The sequence below is a fragment of the Kitasatospora sp. NPDC002522 genome, from assembly GCF_053595195.1.
In genome coordinates, this window is the sequence record NZ_JBSFXE010000002.1 from 131,611 (window position 1) to 156,863 (window position 25,253).

The following is a 25,253-nucleotide window of genomic DNA, read 5'->3' on the forward strand; positions in this document are numbered from 1 at the left end:
AAGCGCTGTACGCCAGCCCGTTGAAGCACCCCGATCTGAAGCTGCCCGGTGGCGCGACCCGGGCGGCCGATCCGGCGCCGGCAGCGGTCAGTGAGCTGGTGGGCGCCCGGACGGCGAACTCGTCCACCTGGCGGAACTCCGACGGCTCGATCTCGGTACGCCAGTACCTGGGACCGCAGTACTACCGGACCGGGTCGGGCTGGCAGCCGATCAGCACCGAGCTGAAGGACGTGCCGGACAAGCCGGGTTGGTGGACCTCGTCGGCCAACAGCTGGCAGGCGTCGTTCGGGCCGGCCGATGCCGCCGACGGCTTCGAGCAGCTCACGATCGGCTCGGCGAGGATCGGCTTCACCCCGCTGGGGATCGCCCACCAGTCCTCGCCGGCACCGCGGGTGACGGACTCCACCGCCACCTACGCCGACCTGTGGCCCCACGCCGACCTGCGGGACCAGGTGTCGGCGACATCGGTGAAGGAAGACATCGTGCTGTCCGCGCCGACCGCCCCGGCCGGCTACGCGTTCCGGCTGACCGGCGCCACCGCGCGGGTGAACGACGCGGGCGGCGCGGACGTGCTGGCCGACGGGCACGTGGTGGGCGTCATCCCGCCGGTCACGGTCAGCACCCACACCCCAGGCCTGGCCGCGGGCGCCGACGCCCGGCTCACCGTCACCGGCGACGTGATCCACGTGTCGGTGTCGCCGTCCTGGCTGGCCGGCCTGCCGGCGTCCGCGTTCCCGGTGGTGATCGACCCGACGTTCAGCGGCACGAACTCCCAGACGAAGATGGTCAGCGTCGGCGACCGGGGCGGGGCGCTCACCGGGCAGCTGCAGATGGGCACGGACTCCAACGGCCAGGTGTGGCGGGACGCGTTCTTCGTGCCCGCTCCCACCCTGCCGGCGCCCGTCGTGGGCGCGGGACCGTGGCAGCTCTCCACCCAGGGCATGATCTCCCACTGCAACGGCCCGTGCGGGATCCAGGGGCTGCGGGTGACCGGGCTGTCCACCGCGCCCAACGGCTCGCCGAGCTACGCCGACATCGCGGCCGGCCAGTTGATCAAGGCCGACTCGTCCCCCGACGGCGTCGGTCTGGTGTCGGGCGGGGGCAGCGCCGAGAACAACGCCGCGCTGCACCAGTACATGGCCTCCCGGACGGACGGCTGGTGGTTCGGGGTCCAGGCGAGCTCGGTGGTGATGGCGGGCGACCCGCTGGCCACCTTCGACCCGGCCAACACCTACGCCAGCTTCTACTACATCGAGCAGCCGCCGCCCACGACGATCACGGCACCCGCCAACGGCAGCGTCCTGTCGACCACCACCCCGACGCTCTCCGCGGCGCCGGTGACCGGTGAGGCGCCGTCAGGGTCCCCGTGGGCGCCGATCTACGACTTCCGGATCTCGACGTCCCCGGACGGCAGCGGCACGGTCATCGACTCCAGCTGGCTGGACGATCCGACCTGGACGGTGCCGCCGGGCAGTCTGCACGACGGTGTCACGTACTGGGCGACCGTCCGCGACGCCATCACCCAGCAGTGGTACACCTCCGACCCGAGCTACGTGCCGCCCGTCGCGCCGCGGGCGCCGGTCGGCTTCCAGATCAAGCAGCGACTCGACTCCGGCGGGCCGTCGCCGGTCGACACCGTCGGTTCGCCGCCGCAGGGCACGACCGTGCCCGGCCAGGGCGCACCGAGCATCGGCCTGTCCGCGGGCAGCGAGACCGTCAACATGGTCACCGGCAACCTCTCGGTGATCCAGACCCTGCACAGCCTGGCCACCGCGTCCGGGAACGCGGGACCCGCGCTGGAGTACAACTCCACCACCGCCTCGCTGGCCAAGGGCGGCAACTACGGGCTCACCGGCCAGTACTTCCCGGACACCGGCGGCAGCCACGCCTTCAGCGGGGCGCCGCTCGGGCAGCGCACCGACTCCGGCGTCAACGCGACCTGGAGTTCTGACGTCCCGCCGGTGGGCGGGCTGGAGCTCGGGAAGCCGTTCCTCGTCCGCTGGACGGGTGCGCTGACCCTGCCGGCGGGCCACTGGGTGCTGGGCGGCCTGACCGGCGGCGGGATGCGCGTCTACCTGAACGGCGGCGCCACGCCGGTCTATGACGACTGGTCAGGGGCGGCTACCGGGAACGGCGCGAGCTTCGGCTCCGCCTCGGTGGCCGGCGGGCAGCAGTACACCGTCGAGGTCGACTACTGGGAGAACTTCGCCCGCGGCCGCCAGGTGCAGCTGTGGGCGAAGGACACCGACATCACCGACCCGGGCGTGCAGTCCGCGTTCACCGTCCCCAGCAACTGGCTCACCCCGGCCGCCACGGGCCTGCCCCCGGGCTGGCGGCTGACCGCGGCCCCGGGCAGCGCCGGCTGGACGCGGGCCGACGACCAGGGCAGCCAGGTGGTGCTGACGGCGACCAGCGGCGACACCGCGACGTTCACCAGGACCGCCGGCGGCGGGTACCAGTCGCCGCCCGGCAGCAACGACTTCCTCGGCGTGAACGGCGACGGCCGGCTCCAACTGTCCACCAGCGGCGCCATCTACACCTTCAACCCCGACGGCTCCCTGGCGTCGATGACCACGGCGACCGACGACCGGCACCCCGCCTCGCTGCAGTACACCTACAGCGGCACCCCCGCGGTGCTGACCGCGATCACCGACCCGGTCTCCGCGCGCACCATCCACCTCTTCTACGGCGGCGACCCCGTCTGCACCAACTCCGGCATCGTCGTGGGCATGCTGTGCCGGATCTCCTACTGGGACGGAACCATCGCCACGTTCTCCTACAACAGCGGCGGCCAGCTGTCGTTCGTGTGGGCCCCGGGGCTGGTGCTGACCCAGTTCGGCTACGACAGCGACAACCGGCTGAACTCCCTCCGCGACCCGCTGAACAGCGAGTTCACCACCTACGCCTCGTACGACGGCGAGGGCCCGTGGGAACCCCAGAACTGCCAGGGCCCGCCCGGTCAGGGCTGCCAGCTGGACACCACGTTCAGCTATGACGCCCAGGGCCGCGTCGCGTCCGTCACCCAGCCGGTGGTGACCCCCAGTCAGCTCGGGATCACCGGCGGCGCGCCCCAACCGGTGCGCACCTACAGCTACGCCGCCGGCAGCACCCGGATGGCGATCGCCGGCTTCAGCCCGTCCGCCGGCTACGCGAAGCAGTACCTCTACGACAGCCAGGGCCGCATCACCAAGCACCTCGACTCCGGCAACCACGCTGAGAACACCGCCTTCGACGGCGCCGACCGGCCCGTGGCCAGCATCGACGCGGGCGGCAAGCAGGTCAGCCTGGTCTACGACTCCAACGGCAACATCGTCGACCGGTACGGCCCGGCCCCCGCGGCGTGCTACGGCGGCGCCTGGCCGGCCGGTACCGGTTCGCCGGGGACGCCGTTCGTCGGCTACCTCCCGGTCGCCAACCCGCCGCTCACCTCCGGCTGCCTGACCAACGTGCCGCACACCCACATGGCCTACGACGAGGGGGTCACCGGCCTGGCCGCGACCTACTGGTCCAACGGCCAACTCGCCGGCGCGGCCGCGCTGCACGGCACCGGCGCCGGCGGGACCGAACCCACCGCGTTCTGCGGGACGAGCGGCGGCGTGCTCTGCACCCAGTGGACCGCCGGCACGGCGCCCGTCACCGTCGACTCCGCGAGCAACTGGGGCCTGCGGCTGACCGGCCGGATCACCCTCGGCACGGCGCAGGCCTACGACTTCAAGGTCAAGGACAGCCAGCCCGTCAGGCTGACCATCGACGGGGTCCTCGTCGTGCAGGACAATCCGGCGAGCCACCCCGGGTACACGCCGGGCCAGGTCAACTCCGCGGTCGGGACCGCGACGCTCACGGCAGGGACCCACTTCATCGCGGTCGACTTCACCGGAAACGCCGGCCAGCTCAGCGAGTTCGGCGTGTTCTACGGCGCGCACGGCGCGACCACACTGCCGGTCGTCCCCGACTCGGTGCTGAGCCCGAACTACGGCATGCTCACCAGCTCCACCGACCCGGACGGCAAGGTCGTGCGGACCCAGTACGCGGACGGTGTCGTCGGGCCCGAACTCGGCCTGCCCACCGCGCTGACCAGCGACCCGAACGGGCTGGCGCTGACCACCCGGACCACGTACGAAGCACCCGGGTCGGGCTTCCTGCGCCGCACCTCGACCACGCTGCCGTCCGGCGCGAGCACCACCTACGCCTACTACGGCGGCACCGACGGCCCCCTCGCCGCGGCCTGCGGCGTGGCCGCCGGCACCCCGCAGGGCGGACTGCTGCAGAGCGTGACCGACCCCGCGCCCGGCGGGAGCGGACAGCCCCGGGCCCGCCAGTTCGTCTACACGGCCGGCGGGCTCCAGGCGGGCGTGCGCACCGGACCGGCCAACGCCATCGCGAGCCAGCCCTGGCAGTGCACGGCCTACGACAGCCGCGGCCGGACCACCAGCCAGACCTGGCCCGGCCCGGGCGGCACCACCGCACGGACCGTCAGCTACAGCTACGGCACCTTCCTCAACCCGCTGGTCTCCTCGGTGAGCGACTCCGTCGCGCCCGGCGGCCCGATCACCGTCGTGCCGGACTTCCTCGGACGCACCATCAGCTACACCGACGGTCAGGGGAAGACCACCAGGACCACCTACGACCAGGCCGGCCGGGTGACCAGCACGGCCAGCCCCGCGGGCACGCTGACCGTGAGCTACGACGCCAACAGCAGCCTGCTGTCCGGCGTCGCGCTGAACGGGACCACGCTGGCCACCCCCGGCTACGACGTCGCCGGGCGGGTGACCAGCGTCGCCTACGCCAACAGCACCACCGCGACGATCGGCTTCGACACCCTCGGCCACGAGAACAGCCTGGTCTTCAAGACCCCCACCGGCACGATGGTCGCCGGGGACCAGGCCACCATGTCACCGGCGGGCCGCTACACCAGCGAGCTGATGGACATCAACGGCAGCTCGCTGACCAACCCCAACCCGGCCGGATCCGGCGCGACGGACTACAGCTACGACGGCGCGGGCCGCCTGACCCGCGCCTACCTGGCGACGGGGGCCGTGGCCGACTACGGCTACGCGGCCAACCCGGCCGCCGACGGCTGCTCGGCACCCGGCGCCGGCGCGGACACCAACCGCACCCGGGTCACCGTCACCCCGGCCGCCGCGGCCGCGCAGACGACCGACTACTGCTACAACGGGGCCGAACAGCTCACCGGCACCCTCGCCAACGGCACGGCAGGACCGGGCGCCTACGCCTACGACCCGCACGGCAACCAGACCAACGACGGCACCACGACACTCACCTGGGACGCCGCCGACCGGGTCGCCACCACCACCCCGGCGAGCGGCTCCGCGACCACCTACCGCTACGACGCGCTCGACCGCGTCATCACCCGGCAGACCGGCGGCACCACCACCGGCTACTGGTACGCCGGCCTCGCCGACTCACCCGGCGGCACCGTCGACGCCCTCGGGAACGTCACCTCGGGCTTCTTCTCGCTGCCCGGCGGGGTCTCCGTCACGGCCACCGCGAGCGCCACCACCTGGTCCTACCCGGACCTGCGCGGCAACTTCATCACCACCGCGGACAGTTCGGGCACCCGCACGAGCGGCCCCGTCCTGTACGACCCGTGGGGCCAGACGATCGGCGGCGGCCCGGCCCTCGCCAACACCCCGGGCGGCGGCAGCCTCGGCGCCTACGGGGCGGCGGGGAAGGTCACCGACACCGCGAGCGACATCATCATCATGGGTGCCCGCGCCCTCAACCCGGCCGAGGGCCGCTTCCTCTCGGTCGACCCGATCCAGGGCGGCTGCGCCAACGCCTACGTCTACGGCTTCGGCGACCCCCTGAACAGCAGCGACCTCAGCGGCCAGGGCGGATGCGACGGCACCGGCCCCGTCACGGGCATGCCCGCTCCCGGCTACCACTGCTCGGGCGGCATCTGCAGGTACACCTTCAGCCCCCAACAGACCTCCCAGATCGCCGCGTTCGTGTCGCAGAACTCCAACAGCCTCGCCTCGATGACCGCCACCCTCTCCGGCCTCATCTGCAGCAAGGTCCCCAACCCCGCAGCCATGATCGCCTGCGCCGGAGCAGTCGCGATCATGATCTCCACGACCCAGGACGAACTCATCCAGGTCGCCAACCTCGAACAGAGCCGCCCCGGAGGCGAACTCCAGGTCAGCTGGCACGGCATCGGCGACGTCCCGAACCCGTTCTGGCCGGCCGAGACCACGTACACCGGCGTCAAGATGGTCCCCTGCAAGCAATAGCGACCACGCCCGCACGGGGCGCAGGCTCACCCGAGCCTGCGCCCCGTGCGCGCGTCAGCAGGCGTTCAGCCGGTGTACGGCGCGGCGACGTCCAGCACCCAGGTGACGCCGAAGCGGTCGGTGAGCATGCCGTACAGCGGCGCCCACTGCGCGGGCTCCAGGGGGCTGACGATGGTCGAGCCCGCGGCGAGCCTGCCCCAGAGGGCGCTGATCTCCTCGGCGTCGTCCCCGCGCACCGAGACGAAGAACGGGTTCTCGCCCTGGTTCCAGGGCAGCTGCGAGGGCACGTCGTAGGCCATGACGTGGAAGCCGTCCTGGCCGACCACCTCGCCCCACATCACCCAGTCCGCCTCGCTCTCGTTCCGTACGGCGCCCGCGTCCTTGTAGGTGACCGCGACGGTGCGCCCGCCGAAGACGGACTGGTAGAAGTCCAACGCCTCCCGTGCGGTGCCCCGGAGGTTCAGGTGGGTGGTGGTCGTGACGGACATGATGCGTTCCTCGCCTCGGTGTGACAGGTGTGCGCCGTGACCGGGGGTCGCGCCTCCCGGACGGCTCGGGTGCCACGATGCCGAAAGTAGAGGACAGGACGTGTCCGGTACTCCGGGGATGATGGGTGTCATGCAGAAGACGTCCGCCCGACTGCTCGCGCTGCTCTCGCTCCTCCAGACGCCCCGTTCCTGGTCCGGCGACGATCTCGCCGAGCGTCTCGGGATCACCTCGCGCACCGTGCGCCGGGACATCGACCGCCTGCGCGAACTCGACTACCCGATCACGACCGTCAAAGGACCCGCCGGCGGCTACCGCCTGGAGGCCGGCACGCACCTGCCGCCCATGCTGTTCGACGACGAGCAGGCCGTCGCCCTGGCCGTCGCGCTGCAGACCGCGGCAGCCGGCACCACGGTCGCCGAGGACGCTGCCCGCGCGCTGGCCACCCTCCGCCAGGTCATGCCGTCCCGCCTGCGCCACCGCGTCGACCAGGTGCGCGTCACCGCGGTCCGACCGCCCGAGGCGGTCGGCGACACCCCCCGGGTCGACGCCCAGGTCCTGATCGAGCTGAGCCGCGCCATCCACGCCCGCGAGGAACTGCGCTTCGACTACGTCCCGGGTCCGGGCACCCCGGCCGGTGACGCGCGCCGGGTGCACCCCCACCACCTGGCCACCTGGCGTCATCGCTGGTACCTGGTGGCCTGGGACCTCCACCGCGAGGACTGGCGCACCTTCCGCGTCGACCGCATCCGGCCCCGCACCCCCACCGGCCCCCGCTTCACCCCGCGCGACCTCCCCGGCGGCACCGTCTCCGCCTTCGTCACCAGCCGGTTCCGCGGCAACGAGGGCACCACCACCGACTGGCCGTGCACGGGCGACGTCATCCTCCACCTCCCGGCCGCCCACGTCGCACCCTTCGCCGAGGACGGAATCGTCGTGGACGTCGGCCCCGACCGCTGCCGGCTCATCCTCGGCTCCTGGTCATGGACCGGACTCGCCGCCGCGATCGGCCGCTTCGACGCCGACATCGAAGTCCTCGACCCACCCGAACTGGCCGCCGCGTTCCGGGACTTGGCCGCCCGCTACGCCCGCGCCGCCCGTCCCGCAGGGCAGCGCTGACGAGGGATCCTCGAGGTCACGGCGGTGGTGCGTGCCCCTCGTTGCCGGTCGGTTCCGGGTGGCGGTCAGGTGGTGCCGATGACGCGGATGTCGGCGGCGGAGGTCCACGGGCCGCGGTTGCCGGCCTCGGTGAGGGCGCGCAACCGGACGTAGCGTGCGCTGGTCGGGGGGAGGGAGACGGTCTTGGCGGTGGCGTCGTCGGTGAAGGTGCCGGTGGCGGCACAGCGCGTCTCCCCGCCCATCGAGGTCGCGGGGCACGCCGCCCGATTCACGCCCCGCAGCAGAAGACTGCCGTTGATAACGCTGCCGCTTCGGGAGTAGAGCTCGAACTCGCTGCGCGGAACAAGCTTCCCGGTACCGGCTTCCCGTCCGACGAGGGCCACCTGGCGGCCACGCGCGGGAGAAGTTGACGAGCTCGGGCGCCCTGCCTGCCCGTTCTCCGTTTCACTGTCATTTCACATCGCGAGCCGTCAGACGATCGATGGCGGGTCCGAAGACAGCGTCTCCGCAGGTCAGGAGGGCGCTGACCTGCGGAAACGATGAGAGACCGACCTGCGTTTCCGCAGGTTGGAGGCACTCCTACAGGTCGTAGTACAGCTCGAACTCGTGCGGGTGCGGGCGCAGGGCGATCGGGGCGATCTCGTTGGTGCGCTTGTAGTCGATCCAGGTCTCGATCAGGTCGCTGGTGAAGACGCCGCCGGCCAGGAGGTATTCGTGGTCGGCTTCGAGGGCGTCGAGGACGGCGCTGAGGGAGGCGGGGACCTGGGGGACGGCGGCGTGCTCGTCGGGGGCGAGTTCGTAGAGGTCCTTGTCGACGGGCTCGAGGGGCTCGATCTTGTTCTTGATGCCGTCGAGGCCGGCCATCAGCATGGCGGAGAAGGCCAGGTAGGGGTTGGAGGCCGGGTCGGGGGCGCGGAACTCGATGCGCTTGGCCTTGGCGTTGGACCCGGTGATCGGGATGCGGATGGCGGCGGAGCGGTTGCGCTGCGAGTAGACCAGGTTGACCGGGGCCTCGAAGCCGGGGACCAGGCGGTGGTAGGAGTTCACCGAGGGGTTGGTGAAGGCGAGCAGCGAGGGGGCGTGCTTGAGGATGCCGCCGATGTAGTAGCGCGCCATGTCGGACAGGCCCGCGTACCCCTGCTCGTCGTAGAAGAGCGGGGAGCCGCCGGTCCACAGCGACTGGTGGACGTGCATGCCGGAGCCGTTGTCGCCGAAGATCGGCTTGGGCATGAAGGTCGCGGTCTTGCCCGCCCGCCAGGCGACGTTCTTGATGATGTACTTGAACAGCATCAGGTCGTCGGCGGCGTGCAGCAGGGTGTTGAACTTGTAGTTGATCTCGGCCTGCCCGGCGGTGCCCACCTCGTGGTGCTGGCGCTCGACCGCGAGCCCGGCCTTGGCGAGCTCCAGCGACATCTCGGCCCGCAGGTCGGCGAAGTGGTCGACCGGCGGGACGGGGAAGTAGCCGCCCTTGTACTTGACCTTGTAGCCGCGCGCGTCGCCCTCCGCGGAGCCGGTGTTCCAGGCACCCGCGACCGAGTCGATGTGGTAGTACGAGGCGTTGGCGCTGGTCTCGAAGCGCACCGAGTCGAAGACGTAGAACTCGGCCTCGGGCCCGAAGTAGGCGGTGTCGGCGATGCCGGACGAGGCCAGGTAGGCCTCGGCCTTGCGGGCGACGTTGCGCGGGTCGCGGCTGTAGGCCTCGCCGGTGATCGGGTCCTGGATGAAGAAGTTGATGTTGAGGTGCTTCTCGGTGCGGAACGGGTCCAGCCGCGCGGTCGACAGGTCCGGCACCAGGGCCATGTCGGACTCGTGGATCGCCTGGAAGCCCCGGATCGAGGAACCGTCGAACATCAGCGTCTCGGCCGGGTCGAAGGTCGCGGCCGGGACCGCGAAGTGCTGCAGCACGCCCGGCAGGTCGCAGAACCGGACATCGACGAACTTGATGTCGTTGTCCGCGATGTACTGCTTCACCTCGTCGGCGTTGGTGAACATCCGTCCTCCTCCTCGGCGTGCACGGAAGCCCCCGTACAGGGGCCTCACGATAGGAACGCCCCGTTTCCGGCTCGTGACTCGCTTGTTTCCCACATGTTAACCAGGCCACTCGGCGGGCTGGCAAAGCGGTACGGTTCCGGGCAAATCTCCATGCTCACCGCCCCGATGCTCCACAACTGGTCCAGACCACTTGTGGCACTCGGCCCCACCCGGTTCACCCGCGTGGCACACCGCCCGGGCGCGCCGCACCGACGCCCGCCGCCGGGGCGGATGTAGGGCCCGGTTAGGGTGGATTCGTGGACACCAGAGAAGCACTCGGATCGTGGATCGACGGCCCGAAGGCGGCCGCCGAGAAGATGGGCGCCGACTTCGGCTACCGCGGCGAGCGCCTCGGCCTCCCGCAGACCGGCCCGGGCTCGATCGCCGGCCCCGGCCGCCGGATCGGCGCGCTGTTCGTCGACGGCTGGCTGGTCAGCCTGGTCGCGTACGGTCTCCTGGCCCGCGGTGAGCAGAGCACCGCCAACCTGTGGACCACCCCGCTGTTCTACGCGGTGACGGCGCTGTTCCTGGCCACCACCGGCACCACCGTCGGCAAGCGGCTGTTCGGCCTGCGGGTGGTCCGGCTGGACGGCCGGCGCGCCACCATTCCGCAGGTGCTGCTGCGCACCCTGCTGCTCTGCCTGGTCGTCCCGGCCCTCGTCTGGGACCGCGACACCCGCGGCCTGCACGACAAGGCGGTCGGCACCGTCGAGGTCCGCATCTGAGCGACGGCGAGAACGAGCGCCAGAACGTCGAACGGCCCCGCCGGCGAGAGCACATCTCGCGAGCGGGGCCGTGGTGTCGTGTGGGGGAGTGGAGCGGGGAGCGGAGGCCGGAACGGGCCTCAGCGCGCGCCGCCCTTGGGCATCCGGGCGCCCTTCGGCATCGGGCCCTTGGGGATCGGCGCCTTGGAGAGCAGGTCGCCGAGCGCGCGCAGCCGGTCGCTGGTCTCGGTGACCTGGGCGGCGCTGATCGAGCGCGGCAGCCGCATCAGGTGCACCTGGAGCTTCTTCAGCGGGATCTCGCCCTCGCCGTTGCCGACCATGATGTCGTGCACCGGCACGTCGCCGACGACGCGGGCCATCTTCTTCTTCTCGGACGCCAGCAGCGGGCGCACCCGGTTCGGGTTGCCCTCGCCGATCAGCGCGATGCCGGCCCGGCCGACCGCGCGGTAGACCGCGTCCTGGTTGCGGGTGACCGCGACCGGGGTCTGGTTGGCGCTCCAGCCGCGGCGGATGTTGCCCAGCACCGCGGCGACCGCGCCCGGCTGGCCTTCCATCTGCCCGAACGCGGCCCGCTCGGCGCGCCGGCCGAAGACGATCGCGACCGCCAGCACCGCGACGACGACGCCGAGGATGCCCAGGTAGACCGGGTGGCCGAGTGCGAAGCCGATGGCGAGGAACACGCCGAAGGTCAGCAGGCCGACGCCGGCGATGATCAGGCCGATCTTGGAATCGACCTTCTTGGTCATGACATAAGCCTGGCGGATCTGTGCGATCCGCCCAGGGGTATCGGAATTTTGCCTCGCCATACCGCTCATGGTACGTGGCGGCCACCGCGATCATCCAAGGCGGTGCCGGTTCGTGACCCTGGTCTTTCCCTGAGCCGGCCGGGCGCGCAGGCCGACGGTCGTCCCACGGCCGACCAGCGGGTCAGGCGCTGCGGCCGAACACCTGCACGGCCTGCTCGCGTTCGCCGGCCAGGCGCCGGTTCTCGCACACCGCGGCCCACGCGTTGCGGCGGGCGCCGCGGATCAGCACCTGCTCCGCGTACTTCGCGTACTTCATGGCAGACCGGATTCCGGTACGCATCTCGACACCACTCCTCGACCCGGGTACCGCTCAAGCGTCCCGGACGCCCGTTACCGTACGGTGACCCGGTCGTCAATGCCACGTGAAACGTGGGCGCTTACGCCGATCGGCCGCGCAGACCGCACAGCCGAGCGAGGCCGCGCGAGGCCGCGCAGACGCGCCGAGGGCGGGCCCGGCAGCGGACCCGCCCTCGGCGGCGTGCGAACGGCGACCTCAGACCGCGGCCTTGGCGCGGTGCTCCAGCGCCTGGCGGTACAGGCGGCCGGCGCGGTACGAGGAGCGCACCAGCGGGCCGGACATGACGCCGGCGAAGCCCAGCTCCTCGGCCTCCTGCTGCAGCTCGACGAACTCCTGCGGCTTGACCCAGCGCTCGACGGGGTGGTGGCGCACCGACGGGCGCAGGTACTGGGTGATGGTGATCAGCTCGCAGCCGGCGTCCACCAGGTCGGACAGCGCCTCGCTGACCTCCTCGCGGGTCTCGCCCATGCCGAGGATCAGGTTGGACTTGGTGACCAGCCCGGCCGCGCGGGCCTGGGTGATGACGTCCAGGGAGCGCTCGTAGCGGAACGCGGGGCGGATCCGCTTGAAGATCCGCGGCACCGTCTCGACGTTGTGCGCGAGCACCTCGGGACGGGAGGAGAAGACCTCGGCGAGCTGCTCGGGCACCGCGTTGAAGTCGGGGATCAGCAGCTCGACGCCGGTGCGGCCGGCCTCGCGGGCGGCGGTCATCGCGTGCACCTGGCGGACCGTCTCGGCGTACAGCCAGGCACCGCCGTCCGCCAGGTCGTCGCGGGCGACGCCGGTGATGGTGGCGTAGTTGAGGTCCATGGTGACGATGGACTCGGCGACCCGGCGCGGCTCGTCCCGGTCGAACTCGGCGGGCTTGCCGGTGTCGATCTGGCAGAAGTCGCAGCGGCGGGTGCACTGGTCGCCGCCGATCAGGAAGGTCGCCTCGCGGTCTTCCCAGCACTCGAAGATGTTGGGGCAGCCCGCCTCCTGGCAGACCGTGTGCAGCCCCTCCTTCTTCACCAGGGACTGCAGGGCGTTGTACTCCGGCCCCATCTTCGCCCTGGTCTTGATCCACTCCGGCTTCCGCTCGATGGGGGTCTCGCTGTTGCGGACCTCCAGGCGGAGGAGCTTCCTGCCGTCGGGTGCGACAGCGGACACGTGTGACTCCTAGAACTAGACGGGGTACCCATCAGGGTACGCCTGTGCTTCGGTGGCCTGCGCGGGGCCCCGGGCCTTCATTCGGAAGGCAACACCGGGCGTGGCGCGCCGATTCCGTACCCGGCGGTAGGGCTTCAGCCGACGACGGCGGGCTCGGGCAGCTCGGCGAGGACCTCGGCGAGCCGGCGCTCCACGGTGCCGACGGCGTCCGTGACGCTGAACGGGCGGCGCAGCTCGCCGCTGAGCGAGGCCACGCCGGCGTCCCGGATGCCGCACGGGACGATCTTGTCGAAGTAGGTCATGTCCGGGTCGCAGTTGAGCGCGAAGCCGTGCATGGTCACGCCGCGGGCGACCCGGACGCCGATCGCGGCGAGCTTGCGGTCGTCGCCGCGCTGGCCGGCGTTGGACGGCGCGTACTCGGGGCCGGCCAGCCGCGGGTCGATGCCGAGCGGCAGGCCCATCCGCAGGGTCAGCTTGCCGATCTCCACCACCTGCGACGGGTCCACCACCGCGCCGGGGATGTCCGCGCCGAGCTTCCACACGCCGCTGCGGCCCTCGATCCGGGTGGTCGCCACCCCGAAGTCGGTGCAGGCGCGGATCAGCGCCTCCTCCAGCCGCCGCACGTACGCCACCACGTCGATCGGGTCCGGCAGCTTCACGATCGGGTAGCCGACCAGCTGGCCCGGCCCGTGCCAGGTGATCTCGCCGCCGCGGTTGACCTCCACCACCGGGGTGCCGTCCAGCGGCAGGTCCTCCGGGTTGGTGCGCTTGCCCATGGTGTACACCGGGTCGTGCTCCAACAGCAGCACCGTGTCCGGGATCTCGTCCGCGACCCGCAGCGCGTGCAGCCGCTGCTGCTCCTCCCACGCCTCCGGGTACGGGACGGTCCGCTCGCCTATGCCCATCCGCACGAACCGCACGTTCTCGCTCACCACAGCTCCTTGTCGGCCACCGAGCCCAACCTCGCCACTGTACGCCCAGCGGCCGCGGAACCCGGTGGGCCAGGTCATCCGTCGGCCAACAGCAGCAGCCGCAGGGCGAGTTGGAGCTCCAGGGCCCGCTCGGGCTGGTTCCAGTCGCGGCCGAGCAGCACCTCGACCCGGTCCAGGCGCTGCACCACGGTGTTCACGTGGACGTGCAGCAGGTCCTTGGCGCGGGTCAGGCTGCCGCCGCAGTCGAAGTAGGCGCGCAGGGTGCGGACGAGTTCGGTGCCGCGCTTGGCGTCGTAGTCGAGCAGCGGGCCGAGGGTGGCGCGGACGAAGCCGTCGACGTCGTGGCCGTCGCCGAGCAGGACGCCGAGGAAGCCGAGGTCGGCGGCGCAGGCGCCGTCGCCGGTGCGGCCGAGCACCCGCAGGGCGCGCACGCAGCGCACGCCCTCCGCGTAGGCGGCGGCCAGCGCGACCGGGCCGCTGGCGGCCCGGCCGGTGCCGACCGTGACGGGGGCGCCGACCAGCCGGGCCAGGCGTTCGGCGGCCAGGGCGGCCACCGCGCCGTCGCCGGGGCCCTCGTGCGGGACCAGCAGGACCACGCCGTCGCCGAACTCGGCGCTGATGCCGCGGGAGCCGAACAGGTAGCGGGCCGCGGCGCCGCCGAGGCGTTCGCGGGCGGCGGCCTCGGCGGCCTCGGCGACCAGCACCAGGTGCGGGCGGCCCAGGTCGACGCCGAGCCGGCGGCCGCGGGCGGCCAGGCCCGCCGGGTCGCGGTCGGGGGCGGTGAGCAGGTCGGCGAGCAGTTCGCCGCGGACCCGGTTCTCGGTCTCGGCGACCGAGCGGCGCAGCAGCAACAGCAGGGCGGTGACCACGCTCGCGCGCTCGAAGACCCGGCGGTCGGCGTCGTCCAACTCGGGCCGCCCGTGCAGCACCAGACTGCCCAGCAGCTCCTGCCCGGCCAGCACCGCGCAGACCCACTCCTTGCCGTGCCGCACCGCGTGGCCCTCGGCGCGGGAGGCGGCGACCGCCTCCGACAGGCCGTCAGGGACCGCGCCCGGACCGGTCAGCGGGCCGCCCTCGGCGTCGTGGACGGAGGCCTCGCCGTCCAGCAGCGCGGCGACCTCGGCGGCCACGTCGGAGACCTCGGCCCCGCGCAGCACCAGGTCGGTGAGCCGGTCGTGGGCCTGCTCGGCGCGCTGGACGGCGGCGGAGTGGGCGCGGATGACGGCGTTGGCGGCGGCGAGTTCGGCGAGCGCGGCGCGGGTGTCGGCGAGCGACTTGGCGGTGTCCAGGGCGATCGCGGCGTGCGCGGCGAGGGTGCAGAGCAGCGCGACCTCGTCGGGGGAGAAGGCCCGCGGCGAGCGGTCGGCGGCGAACAGCACGCCGATCACGGTGCCGCCGAGCAGCAGCGGCACGCCGATGATCGCGACCAGGCCCTCGTCGAGCACGCCGGCGTCGATCTGGCCGGTGTGCCGGAAGCGCTCGTCGGTGCGGTAGTCGTGGGTGGCGTACGGGCGGGCGGTCTGCGCGACCAGGCCGCCGAGGCCGTCGCCGAGGCTGAGCCGCAGGGTCTGGAAGAGCGGCGAGACCGAGCCGTCGGTGACCCGCATGTACGTGTCGCCGGCCTGCTCGTCGGGGAGGGTCAGGTAGGCGGTGTCGGTGCCGAGCAGCATCCGGGCGCGCCGGACGATGGCCTGCAGCACCGAATCCAGGTCGCGGGAGGCGGCCAGGTCGCCCGCGGTGTCGAAGAGCGCCGTCAACTCGGCCTCGCGGCGGCGGTGCTGGCGCAGCGTCCGGTGGACGCGCAGGGCCTGCCAGGTGGCGTCGTCGATGTCGGTGAGCACCTGGGCGGTCGCCCCCTGGCGGCGGGCGTCGGCCAGCACCTCGGCGAAGTCCTCGGTGGCCGCGCCGGTCGACAGCAGGTCGAGCAGTCGGCGCAGCGCCGGTGCGGCGGTGGTGTGGCGGTCCATGCGGCCTTCCCTGTCGCTCTCGTCCCCCGTGACCCCTTAGGGCCTGTCTGACAATTCCCGCCGGGCGCGCGACGCCGGATCATCCCGCCTGGACCCGCCGGCGAAACACCCAAGTACACCCAGTACGAGGGCGTTCCGCCGGCAGGCCCAGCCGGGCGCCCGACGCCGCGCGCTTACCCGACGCGAATTGTCAGACAGGCCCTGGCTCCCCGGGCCCGCCGCGCGGGCGGGTCGACCCGCCGCGGAGACGGGCCCGGGCCGCGTCGCCGGGCGGGTGCCCGGGGACGCGGCCTCGATCCTTCCGGAAAGCGGGCCCGGCGGAAAAGGCTCAGCCGACGGTGGCCGCGGCCTTCGCCTGGTCCGGCTGGACGTCGGCGAGGTCGGTGCCGCGGGTCTCCCGGCCGCACAGCACGGCGACCACGGTGATCACGGCGGCGATCGCCACGTACACGGCGATCGGGGTGGCGCTGCCGTAGTCCTTGAGCAGCGCGGTGGCGATCAGCGGGGCGGGCGCCCCGGCCGCGACGGACGAGAACTGGGCGCCGATGGAGGCGCCGGAGTAGCGGTTGCGGGTGGCGAACAGCTCGGAGAAGAACGCCGCCTGCGGGGCGTACATCATGCTGTGGAAGAACAGGCCGACGGTGATCGCGACGACCAGCGCGGTGAAGTCCTTGGTGTCGACCATCCCGAAGAAGACGAACGCCCAGATCCCGACGCCGACCGCGCCGACCAGGTACACCGGCTTGCGGCCGACCCGGTCGGAGAGCGCGCCGAAGACCGGGATCAGCGCGAACTGGATCGCCGAGCCGATCAGCACCGCGTTCAGCGCGGTCTGCTTGGGCAGGTGGGCGTGGCCGACGGCGTACGCCAGGACGAAGGTGGTCATCACGTAGTACGAGATGTTCTCCGCCATCCGGGCGCCCATCGCCACCAGGACGTCCCGCCAGTGGTCGCGCAGCACCGACACCAGCGGCGTGCGCTCCACCGCGTGCTCGGTCGCCCTGCGCTGCTCCGCGGCGGCCAGCGCCGCCTTGAAGAGCGGCGACTCGTCGACCGCGAGCCGGATCCACAGGCCGACCATCACCAGCACCGCGGAGAGCAGGAACGGCACCCGCCAGCCCCAGTCCAGGAACGCCGCGTCCGACTGGACGGCCGTCATCAGCGAGAGCACGCCCGCCGCCAGCAGGTTGCCGGCCGGCGCGCCGCCCTGCGGCCAGGACGCCCAGAAGCCGCGCCGCCGACGGTCGCCGTGCTCGGAGACCAGCAGGACGGCGCCGCCCCACTCGCCGCCGAGCGCGAAGCCCTGCACCAGCCGGAGGCCGGTCAGCATGATCGGCGCGGCCACGCCCGCCTGGTCGTAGGTGGGCAGGCAGCCGATCAGCGTGGTCGCGCCGCCCATCAGCAGCAGGCTCAGCACCAGCAGCTTCTTGCGGCCTATCCGGTCGCCGAAGTGCCCGAAGACCAGCGCGCCCAGCGGCCGGGCGGCGAAGCCGATCGCGTAGGTCAGGAAGGACAGCAGGGTGCCGGTCAGCGGGTCCGACTTCGGGAAGAAGACGTGCCCGAAGACCAGCGCCGCCGCCGATCCGTACAAGAAGTAGTCGTACCACTCGATCGTCGTACCGATCAGGGAGGCGGCGACGACCCGGGGCAGGGAGCCGGATCTCGCGACGTCGGGAGAGGTGGCAGCCATGGAGAGTCCCTTGCAGAGGTGGGGGGATGAGGGTGGGTCAGTGCGCGGTCCAGCCGCCGTCCATCGGCAGGCTGGCCCCGGTGATGTACGCGGCACTCGGCGAGCACAGCCACACGGCCAGCTGCGCCACCTCGTCCGGTTCGATCAGCCGCTTCACCGCGGTGCGGTCGAGCATGATCTGCTCCACCACCTCGTCCTCGTGGATGCCGTGCGCCAGGGCCTGCGCGGCGATCTGCTTCTCCACCAGGGCGGTGCGGACGTACGCGGGGTTGATGCAGTTGCTGGTCACGCCGTACGGCGCGCCCTCCAGGGCGACCGTCTTGCTCAGGCCCTCCAGGGCGTGCTTGGCGGTGACGTACGCGGACTTGAAGGCGCTGGCCCGCAGGCCGTGCACCGAGGAGACGTTGACGACCCGTCCCCACTCGCGCTCGTACATGTGCGGCAGGGTGCGGCGCAGGATCCGGAACGGAGCCTCCACCATCACCCGCTGGATCAGCGTGAACCGCTCCATCGGGAACTCGTGCACCGGTGCGACGTGCTGGAGCCCCGCGTTGTTGACGACGATGTCCGCGTCGGCGGGCAGCTCCTCCACCGCCGCCGGGTCCGACAGGTCGGTCACGAACGCGACCCCGCCGATCCGCGCGGCCAGCTCCTCGGCCGGCTCGGCGGCCAGGTCGACGACGTACACCCGCGCACCGGCCGCGGCGAACGCCTCCGCGCAGGCCCGCCCGATGCCGGAGGCGGCCCCGGTGACCAGTGCGGTCCGGCCGCGCAGCGAGGGCTGGGGGAGCGGGGCTGAAGTGGTGTCCATGGCCGAGAACGGTAGGAATCCGCGGCCCCGCCAACGATGTGGGCGGACACCACAGCATCCCGGACCCCCATGGGCCCCGACACCATGTGGTCAGAACCGGACCAAGGGCTCACCGACTCAAACACGCTCCGGCCGTGCTTCCTCACAACGGACGCGGTCACTTCACCCGTTCGGAGGATTGAGGGGCCGAATCCACCCATAGCGCCCCAATGCTCGCTACATTCGCGCCGATTCCCGACAGGGGGCGCTGTCCCGGGCAGGAGGGGCCGGAGCGGCGCCTGAGAGGTGTGGACTGCTATGCCCCAACGGCCCGTAATCGACAGCCCGGTGTACCGATCGCTCGACCCGCTCGACCCGCGCCCGCTCGACCCGCGCCCGCTCGGAGCGGATGAGACCCCTCCGCACGCCCCCGACCCGGCGGAGTCGCCCTCGGCCGCGGTCCAGCGCGCGCAGAACCCCCAACTCGCGGCGCTCATCGAGGAATCCGGCTTCTCCCACGCCGGCCTCGCCCGCCGGGTCGACCAACTCGGCCTGGAACACGGCCTCGACCTGCGCTACGACAAGACCTCGGTCACCCGCTGGCTGCGCGGCCAGCAACCCCGCGGCGCCACCCCGGCGCTGATCGCCGAGGTCTTCACCCGCCGACTGGGCCGCCGGCTCACCGCCCAGGACGTCGGTCTCGACGCCTGCGCCCCGGTCTACGCCGGACTCGAGTTCGCCGAGACCCCGCAGGAGGCCGTCGACATCGTCGCCTCCATGTGGCGCAAGGACAACGGCCCCTACGCCGAACTCCGCAAGATCGCCTTCACCCCCGCCGGACTGGTCGTCCCCAGCCGCGACTGGCTGATCGGCCGGACCGACGAACGCGTCGCCCGGGACGGCTCCACGCTGCCCCCCGAGGAGCTCCGCACACCCCCACAGGGCGGCAGCAACCGGGTCCCCCAGCAGCAACTGCGCCGCCCCGGCGGCACCGCGGCCGAACCCGCCACCGAACACCGCGACACCCGCCCCCCGGTCCGGGTCGGCCGCGGCGACATCGCCGCCATCCGCGCGGTCGGCGACCTCTTCCGTGCCCTCGACCACGCCTACGGTGGCGGCCACGCCCGGCAGGCCCTGGTCCGCTACCTGGAGAGCGAGGCCGAACCCATGCTCCGCGGCCGGTACGGCGAACAGATCGGCCGCGCGCTGTTCGGCGCCGTCGCCGACCTCACCCGCCTGGCCGGCTGGACCTCCTTCGACATCGCCGCGCACGGCCTCGCCCAGCGCTACTTCGTCCAGGCCCTGCGGCTCTCCCAGGCCGCCGGCGACCGCGTCCTCGGCGGCTTCATCCTCACCACCATGAGCCAGCAGGCGGTCCACCTCGGCCACGCCCGCGAAGCCATCCAACTCGCCCGGGTCGCCCAGCAGGGCGTCGGCACCACCGCCGCGCCCGTGGTCCAGGCCCTGATGCACGCCGCCGAAGCCCGCGGCCACGCCCTGGCCGGCGACGTCCGTGCCTGCACCACCGCCCTGGTCCGCTGCGAACGCGCCCTCGGCACCGCCCGCACCGCCGACGAAGTCCCGTCCTGGGCCCGCTACTTCGACGACGCCCAACTCGCCGACGAGTTCGCCCACTGCTACCGCGACCTCCAGCAGTGGCGCCCCGCCGCCCAGCACGCCGAGAAGTCCCTGCGGCTGCGGGCCCCCGCGTTCGCCCGCAGCCGCATCCTCTGCCGCCTCGTCCTCGCCTCCGCCCGCCTCGGCATGGGAGACGTCGACGAGTCCTGCTCCATGGCCACCGACAGTCTGCGGGCGGCCGGCGAAATGCGATCGGCCCGGACGGTCGAGTACCTCCGCGACTTCCACCGCCGCCTGGCCCCCTACCGCACCACCCCGGCCGCCCGCGCCTTCGAGGAGGCCACCAGGCAGGCGGGAGTGATCTGAAAGCAGGGGCCCGGGGAACGGCGGGAGTGCGTGGCGGTCAGGGTCACAGGGCGCTGCAAGGTCCGGGCGCACAGAGGTCTCCAAAGACCCACAGCCGGACTGAGATCCTCCGCCATTCGCCTCGCAGTTCCCCGAGCCCCTTAAAAAACGGCTTACGCCGCCTCGGCGACCGCCGCCTCGATCCGGACGCCCAGGTCGCGGCAGACGGCCTCCGCGGCCCGTCGGCCCGAGACCAGGGCGCCCTGGACCGTCCCGGTGTCGCGGTGGTCGCCGCAGACGTAGAGGCCGGCCAGCAGGCGGACGGAGCGGCGGAAGTGGTGCGGGGGCGGCATCGAGACGACGGCGTCCGGGACGTGACGGACCGCCAGGAACTCCCAGCCGGCGGTGGAGGTGCCGTACAGCTCGGCCAGCCGCCGTCGCACCAGCGGCTCGTCGCCGGACGGCCCGCCGGAGTCGAACGCGCGGCGGCCGAGCACCGTGGTGGCGATCAGGGCCTGCCCCTCGGGGGCGTAGGAGGGGTCGGCGTCGCTGAGGACGACCGAGTGCGAGACCCCGGAGCGTTCGGAGTCCAGCAGCAGGACGGCCTCGTCGAGCGGCGACTGGGGGGCCGCGTGGTAGTACGTGGTGACCGGGTGGAAGCCGGGCTGCCGCAGACCGGGCAGCAGGCCCGTCGCGGTGGCGGCGTCGGTGGCGACCACCACCGCGCGGGCCGCGATCCGGCCGTTCCCGGCGATCTCCACCCCGTCGGTGCCGACCGAGACGACCTCGGTGCCGAGCCGGACCGTGCCGTCCGGCAGGGAGGCCGCCAACTGGGCCGGGACGGCGCCTATTCCGGCCGCGGGGAGACAGAGCCGGCCGCGCGAGTAGGCGCGCAGGACGAGGTCGGCGACCCGGCTGGAGGTGCCGAGCGTCGGGTCCGAGAGCAGGGCGCCGAGCAGCGGGCGCAGGAAACCGTCGACGGTGCGCGGGGCGAGCCCGCGGTCGGCGAGGGCGCGGGCCGCCGTGGTCTCCGGTCGGCTGAGCAGCCGGGAGGCGGGGGTGGCCGCGATCCGGGCGAGCGTCGCGGCGAGCCGGGCCTTGTCGAGCGGGGTGCCGAGCGGCCCGCGGGAGGCGGCCTGCCGGGCGGGGGTGTGCTGCGGATCGCCGACCCGGTAGTTGCGGCCGCCGCTGTGCACCAGCACGCCGGGGGCGAGCGGGCGCAGCTCCAGGCGGTCGAGGTCGAGGCGGCGTTCGAGCTCGGGGTACGCGGGGTTGAGCAGGTGGCAGCCGTGGTCGAGGCGGAAGCCGTCGAGTTCGCGGGTGGCCATCCGGCCGCCGACGCGCTCGGTGGCCTCCAGGACCTGGACGCGCAGGCCCTGGGCGGTCAGCGCGGCGGCGGCGGACAGCCCGGCGACGCCGGCGCCGACCACGACCACATCGGGGTCGGTGGCGCGGGCGCGGCTGGTGAAGTCATGTGCGGGCACGAGTGGGTGCTCCCTCCCTGGCGGAGCCCTCCGCGGCCGGCCGCGCACGGCGGTCGCCCGCGAACGGGCGGCGGCCGGGGCGGGCAGCGGGGGGCCAGGACATGGTCCGCAGTGGTGATGCCCCGTCATCTCGGGTGCCAGACCGGCCGGTAGGTCTCAATCGGAGGAAGGCCCGGGCGTCCCGACACAGCGCGTCCGGACGGTCACCCACCGTGCGTCAAACGGGGCGCGCGGGGCGGGAACGGGCGCACACCGTCACCGCCCACCACCCACGCGCCGCGACGGTGCAACCGTGCGCCCCCCTGACGTGCCGTCAGCCGCGCCGCGGCGGTGACCCGCACCACCCGCGAGCGCCCCGCAGCGCCCCCCCGCAGCCGTTCCCTCAGCGCGTCCCGCAGCACCCCCTCAGCGCCTCCCCAGCGCCGCCCGGACGATCGCGCCGACGTCCGGGTCGCCGAACGCGAAGCCCGCGTCCAGCAGCGCCTTGGGCACCACCCGGTGGCTGCCGACCACCTCGACGGCCATCTCGCCGAGCACGGTGCGCAGCGTCCACTCCGGCACGGCGAACACCGCGGGGCGGTTCAGCTCGCGGGCCAGTTCGTCGGTCAGCTCCCGGTTGGTGACCGGTGCCGGACCGGCCAGGTTGACCGGGCCGCTGACGTCCTGGCGGTCGATCAGGAAACGCAGCGCGGCGACCTCGTCGGCCAGCGAGATCAGGCTCCAGAACTGCTCGCCGCGGCCGAGCCGCCCGCCCAGCCCGAGCCTGAACAGCGGCAGCAGCCGCGCCCCGGCGCCGCCGGCCGGGTCGAGCACCAGCCCGGTGCGCGGGTGCACCACCCGGATGCCCGCGTCGGCGGCGGGCCGGGCGGCCTGCTCCCAGGCGACGCACACCTCGGCGAGGAAGTCGGTGCCGGCCGGCGCCGACTCGTCGATCAGTTGGTCGCCGGTCTGCCCGTAGTAGCCCACCGCGGAGGCGCTGACGAGCACCTTCGGCGGCTCCTTCAGCCGGGCCAGCGCGGCGGCGACGGTCTCGGTGCCCAGCACCCGGCTGTCCCGGATCTCGCGCCGGTACGAGTCCGTCCACCGCCGGTCGCCGACTCCCGCGCCGGCCAGGTGGACGACCGCGTCCAGACCCTCCAGCGCGGCCGCGTCGATCTGCATCAGGTGGGGATTCCACCCGACACCGGTCGTGCCGTCCGGCTGCGGCCCGGTACGCGAGTGCCTGCGCACCAGCCGCAGCACCTCGTGCCCGTCCGCCAGCAACGAGCGCACCAGCGCGGAACCGATCAATCCCGTGGAACCTGTCACCGCGATTCGCATGCACTCATCCTCGCAGCTCGAGTCGCACTATCCGGGGGCTCGGGAACGGCGAGGCGAGTGTCGGACGGTCTCAACTGGGTTGGTGGCCTTGGAGACCTCCGTGCGCCCGGACCGCGCAGCGCCCCGAAACCCCGGCAGCCCCACACCCCCGCCGTTCCCCGGGCCCCTGACGGGTCCCTACCATGACCGCCATGCCTTCGAACGAAGTGACGATCCGTCCGGCCGTCCTGCCGGACGAGCAGGCGATCCGTGACATCGACCAGGTGATCTGGTCGCCGATCAGCGAGGTGTCCGAGAAGCCGGCCGCCGACGCTCCGGTCTTCGACCGCAGGCACACGCCCGCGCAGTACCTGCTGGCGGAGTGGGGCGGCCGGGTGGTCGGCTACGTCCGGCAGGTGCCGCCCACGCCGCTGGAGTCCAACGCGCACGTCCGCCAGATCCAGGGCCTCGGCGTGCTGCCGGAGGCGCGGGGGAGGGGTGTCGGTGACGCCCTGCTGGCCGCCGCCGGGGAGGCGGCCCGCGCGGCCGGGGCCCGCCGGCTGACGCTGCGGGTGCTCGCGCACAACGCCCCGGCCCGGCGGCTGTACGAGCGCAACGGGTTCCAGGTGTACGGGGTGCTGCCGGAGGAGTTCCTGCTGGACGGTGCGTACGTCGACGACGTCTGGATGGGCCGGGCGCTCTGAGCGGCCCCGTGACGGGCCGTCAACTCAGCGTGCTCGCGCCCGATTCGTGACCGCCGCCCGGCTCCCACCGGAACCCCCGCGACCGGTACCGTAACCGGCGTGAGCACCCCGACGCCGCCCGGCTGGTACCCCGTCCCCGGCACCGGACAGGAGCGGTGGTGGAACGGCACCGCCTGGACCGACGACCACCGCACCGCCGGGCAGCTGAACGACGCCCCGACCCAGGGCTGGGACAACTCCGGCCTGGCCGCCGCCACCCGGCAGCCCCAGCCCGGCCCCTACCCGACCGGCAAGTCGGACGGAACGGGGCGCCGCGGCAACGGGCTGGTGGTCGGCGTCTCCGCGGCCGTCGGCGCGGTGCTGCTCGCCGCCGTGGTCGTCGCGGTGGTCCTGATCCGGACCGACCCGCCCACCCCGAACCCGGTGCCCACGCTCACCGCGACGGGCAACTCGCCGGTCACGGCCAGCCCGCTGGCGTCCGCCTCGCCGAGCCGCAGCGCCACCAACGCCGCGCCCGCGCTGACCGTCGCCGACGCGGTGCACGGCTGGCGGGTGCCGCTGCCGGACGGCTGGACCGCGGAGCGGCCCAGCGACCAGGCCTCGGTGATCGAGATCGCCGGACAGTACTCCTGCAGCCAGTCCACCTCGCTGTGCGTCCGCGGGCAGTTCTCGGTCGCGGTCGACACCGCCCAGGCCGCCGACGCCGAGTCCGCCGCCGAGGCCGAGATCGCCGCCTACGCCCCGGAGGTCTTCGGCCCGCTCACCTCGCACCGCGAACTCGCCACCGGCGCCGTCACCGTGGCGGGCGTCCGTGGCCACGCGATCCGCTGGTACGTCCAGCCCGGGCAGGGCGCCTCCGGCTACGTGCTGGTGGTCGCGCTGCCCGCGCAGTCCGGCGGCTTCGTGATCCTGCACGGCGGCGTGGACGACGACCCCAAGGCGCCGAAGCCCGCCGAGCTCGACCGGATCGTGCTCGGCATCGCGCCCGCAAGCTGACCCGGACGGCCGCCACCCGGACGGCCCGACGCCCCGTCAGTCCCCGTACCGCTCCCACAGCAGCGGGTAGCGCACCGCCATCAGCGCGCCGTCCTCGAAGTCGAACGAGGCACCCATCGGCGTGGCCGGCTGACGCACCCCCAGGTCGGGCAGCGGCAGACCGGTGAGCCGCTCGTACGCCTCGTCGGCGGCGTAGCCCAGCTCCTCCGCGTCGCCGTCCTCCTCGTCGTCGAAGTCTGGCACCAGCTCGGCGAGTTGGTCGGGGTCGTGGATCCCGCCCTCGAACACCTCGCGGCCCTGGCCGATCAGCCAGCAGCGGAAGTAGTCGAAGCCGTCCTCCGAGGCCCCGCCGAGCAGCAGGGACGCCGCGCCCCACAGCTCCACCGTGTAGGCGCGCTGGAACCGCGCCTCGAACTGCCGGGCGAAGTCCAGCACCTCGTCCGGGGTCAGCTGCATCAGCCGCTCGACCAGCACCTCGGCCTGGTCGTCCGGGTCGCCGTCGGCCGCGTCCCGGGTGTCGTCGATGAGCTGCCAGAAAGCCGTCTCGTCCATCACCGCTCCAGGATTCACGATCCCCATCCCGCCCGCACCCGATCCACTGGG

At 73.0% G+C, this 25,253-nt stretch carries 19 protein-coding genes; 6 read left to right on the forward strand and 13 right to left on the reverse strand.

All coding sequences use genetic code 11. The annotated features are described in order from the left end of the window. The first annotated feature begins 20 nt into the window (after window positions 1-20). The gene (locus ACWD4U_RS02275; protein ID WP_363449601.1) at window positions 21-6,251 is read left to right on the forward strand and encodes an RHS repeat domain-containing protein; all 6,231 of its coding nucleotides are present in this window, start codon (window positions 21-23) and stop codon (window positions 6,249-6,251) included. A 65-nt stretch (window positions 6,252-6,316) separates the two neighbouring features. Here ACWD4U_RS02275 and ACWD4U_RS02280 read toward each other — a convergent pair whose 3' ends face one another. Beyond that, a complete protein-coding gene (locus tag ACWD4U_RS02280; RefSeq protein ID WP_363449603.1) occupies window positions 6,317-6,739 on the reverse strand; it encodes a VOC family protein in 423 nt (140 codons plus the stop codon). A 130-nt stretch (window positions 6,740-6,869) separates the two neighbouring features. On the opposite strand from ACWD4U_RS02280, the gene ACWD4U_RS02285 reads away from it, so the two are divergent. Continuing rightward, a complete protein-coding gene (locus tag ACWD4U_RS02285; protein ID WP_363449605.1) occupies window positions 6,870-7,856 on the forward strand; it encodes a helix-turn-helix transcriptional regulator in 987 nt (328 codons plus the stop codon). Between the two features lie 65 nt (window positions 7,857-7,921). On the opposite strand, the gene ACWD4U_RS02290 is transcribed toward ACWD4U_RS02285, so the two are convergent. Both ACWD4U_RS02290 and glnA read right to left on the reverse strand, forming a co-directional pair. Next, window positions 7,922-8,128, reverse strand: coding sequence for a hypothetical protein (locus ACWD4U_RS02290; protein ID WP_363449607.1), 207 nt, complete (start codon window positions 8,126-8,128; stop codon window positions 7,922-7,924). Window positions 8,129-8,435: 307 nt separating this feature from the next. After that, window positions 8,436-9,848 carry a type I glutamate--ammonia ligase gene (glnA, locus tag ACWD4U_RS02295; RefSeq protein WP_363449609.1) on the reverse strand — a complete coding sequence of 471 codons (1,413 nt, stop codon included), beginning with the start codon at window positions 9,846-9,848 and terminating at the stop codon, window positions 8,436-8,438. A 296-nt stretch (window positions 9,849-10,144) separates the two neighbouring features. On the opposite strand from glnA, the gene ACWD4U_RS02300 reads away from it, so the two are divergent. After that, window positions 10,145-10,612: an RDD family protein gene (locus ACWD4U_RS02300; protein ID WP_363449612.1), complete on the forward strand. Its 468-nt coding sequence runs from the start codon at window positions 10,145-10,147 to the stop codon at window positions 10,610-10,612. A gap of 119 nt (window positions 10,613-10,731) precedes the next feature. Here the strand turns inward: ACWD4U_RS02300 and ACWD4U_RS02305 are convergent, their stop codons facing one another. The 7 genes from ACWD4U_RS02305 to ACWD4U_RS02335 all read right to left on the reverse strand — a co-directional run bounded on the left by ACWD4U_RS02305 (window position 10,732) and on the right by ACWD4U_RS02335 (window position 18,265). After that, window positions 10,732-11,418 (reverse strand): DUF4191 domain-containing protein, encoded by a 687-nt coding sequence (locus ACWD4U_RS02305; protein ID WP_363449614.1) that lies wholly within the window; start codon window positions 11,416-11,418, stop codon window positions 10,732-10,734. A gap of 121 nt (window positions 11,419-11,539) precedes the next feature. Continuing rightward, complete coding sequence (locus ACWD4U_RS02310) at window positions 11,540-11,698, reverse strand: hypothetical protein (protein ID WP_363449616.1); 159 nt, start codon at window positions 11,696-11,698, stop codon at window positions 11,540-11,542. 213 nt (window positions 11,699-11,911) lie between these two features. After that, window positions 11,912-12,865 (reverse strand): lipoyl synthase, encoded by a 954-nt coding sequence (gene lipA / locus ACWD4U_RS02315; protein WP_363449618.1) that lies wholly within the window; start codon window positions 12,863-12,865, stop codon window positions 11,912-11,914. Window positions 12,866-12,999: 134 nt separating this feature from the next. Then, window positions 13,000-13,770 (reverse strand): lipoyl(octanoyl) transferase LipB, encoded by a 771-nt coding sequence (lipB, locus tag ACWD4U_RS02320; RefSeq protein WP_449787081.1) that lies wholly within the window; start codon window positions 13,768-13,770, stop codon window positions 13,000-13,002. 101 nt (window positions 13,771-13,871) lie between these two features. Beyond that, window positions 13,872-15,764, reverse strand: a complete 1,893-nt coding sequence (locus ACWD4U_RS02325) for a helix-turn-helix domain-containing protein (RefSeq protein ID WP_363449622.1) — start codon at window positions 15,762-15,764, stop codon at window positions 13,872-13,874. 328 nt (window positions 15,765-16,092) lie between these two features. Continuing rightward, window positions 16,093-17,454, reverse strand: coding sequence for an MFS transporter (locus tag ACWD4U_RS02330; RefSeq protein WP_363449624.1), 1,362 nt, complete (start codon window positions 17,452-17,454; stop codon window positions 16,093-16,095). Between the two features lie 37 nt (window positions 17,455-17,491). Further along, entirely contained in the window at window positions 17,492-18,265 is a 774-nt protein-coding gene (locus ACWD4U_RS02335) for a 3-hydroxybutyrate dehydrogenase (protein ID WP_363449626.1), read from the reverse strand. A 297-nt stretch (window positions 18,266-18,562) separates the two neighbouring features. On the opposite strand from ACWD4U_RS02335, the gene ACWD4U_RS02340 reads away from it, so the two are divergent. Then, window positions 18,563-20,188, forward strand: coding sequence for a regulator (locus ACWD4U_RS02340; RefSeq protein WP_363449628.1), 1,626 nt, complete (start codon window positions 18,563-18,565; stop codon window positions 20,186-20,188). A 152-nt stretch (window positions 20,189-20,340) separates the two neighbouring features. On the opposite strand, the gene ACWD4U_RS02345 is transcribed toward ACWD4U_RS02340, so the two are convergent. Together ACWD4U_RS02345 and ACWD4U_RS02350 are read right to left on the reverse strand one after the other, a co-directional pair. Continuing rightward, window positions 20,341-21,651: an NAD(P)/FAD-dependent oxidoreductase gene (locus ACWD4U_RS02345; RefSeq protein ID WP_363449629.1), complete on the reverse strand. Its 1,311-nt coding sequence runs from the start codon at window positions 21,649-21,651 to the stop codon at window positions 20,341-20,343. Between the two features lie 405 nt (window positions 21,652-22,056). After that, window positions 22,057-22,971 carry a TIGR01777 family oxidoreductase gene (locus tag ACWD4U_RS02350; RefSeq protein WP_363449630.1) on the reverse strand — a complete coding sequence of 305 codons (915 nt, stop codon included), beginning with the start codon at window positions 22,969-22,971 and terminating at the stop codon, window positions 22,057-22,059. Window positions 22,972-23,153: 182 nt separating this feature from the next. Between ACWD4U_RS02350 and ACWD4U_RS02355 the strand changes: the two genes are divergently transcribed. Beyond that, a complete protein-coding gene (locus ACWD4U_RS02355) occupies window positions 23,154-23,654 on the forward strand; it encodes a GNAT family N-acetyltransferase (RefSeq protein ID WP_363449631.1) in 501 nt (166 codons plus the stop codon). Window positions 23,655-23,753: 99 nt separating this feature from the next. Beyond that, window positions 23,754-24,650 (forward strand): DUF2510 domain-containing protein, encoded by an 897-nt coding sequence (locus ACWD4U_RS02360; RefSeq protein ID WP_363449633.1) that lies wholly within the window; start codon window positions 23,754-23,756, stop codon window positions 24,648-24,650. 36 nt (window positions 24,651-24,686) lie between these two features. Here the strand turns inward: ACWD4U_RS02360 and ACWD4U_RS02365 are convergent, their stop codons facing one another. Then, window positions 24,687-25,202 carry a DUF4240 domain-containing protein gene (locus ACWD4U_RS02365; protein WP_363449635.1) on the reverse strand — a complete coding sequence of 172 codons (516 nt, stop codon included), beginning with the start codon at window positions 25,200-25,202 and terminating at the stop codon, window positions 24,687-24,689. Between the last annotated feature and the right edge of the window lie 51 nt (window positions 25,203-25,253).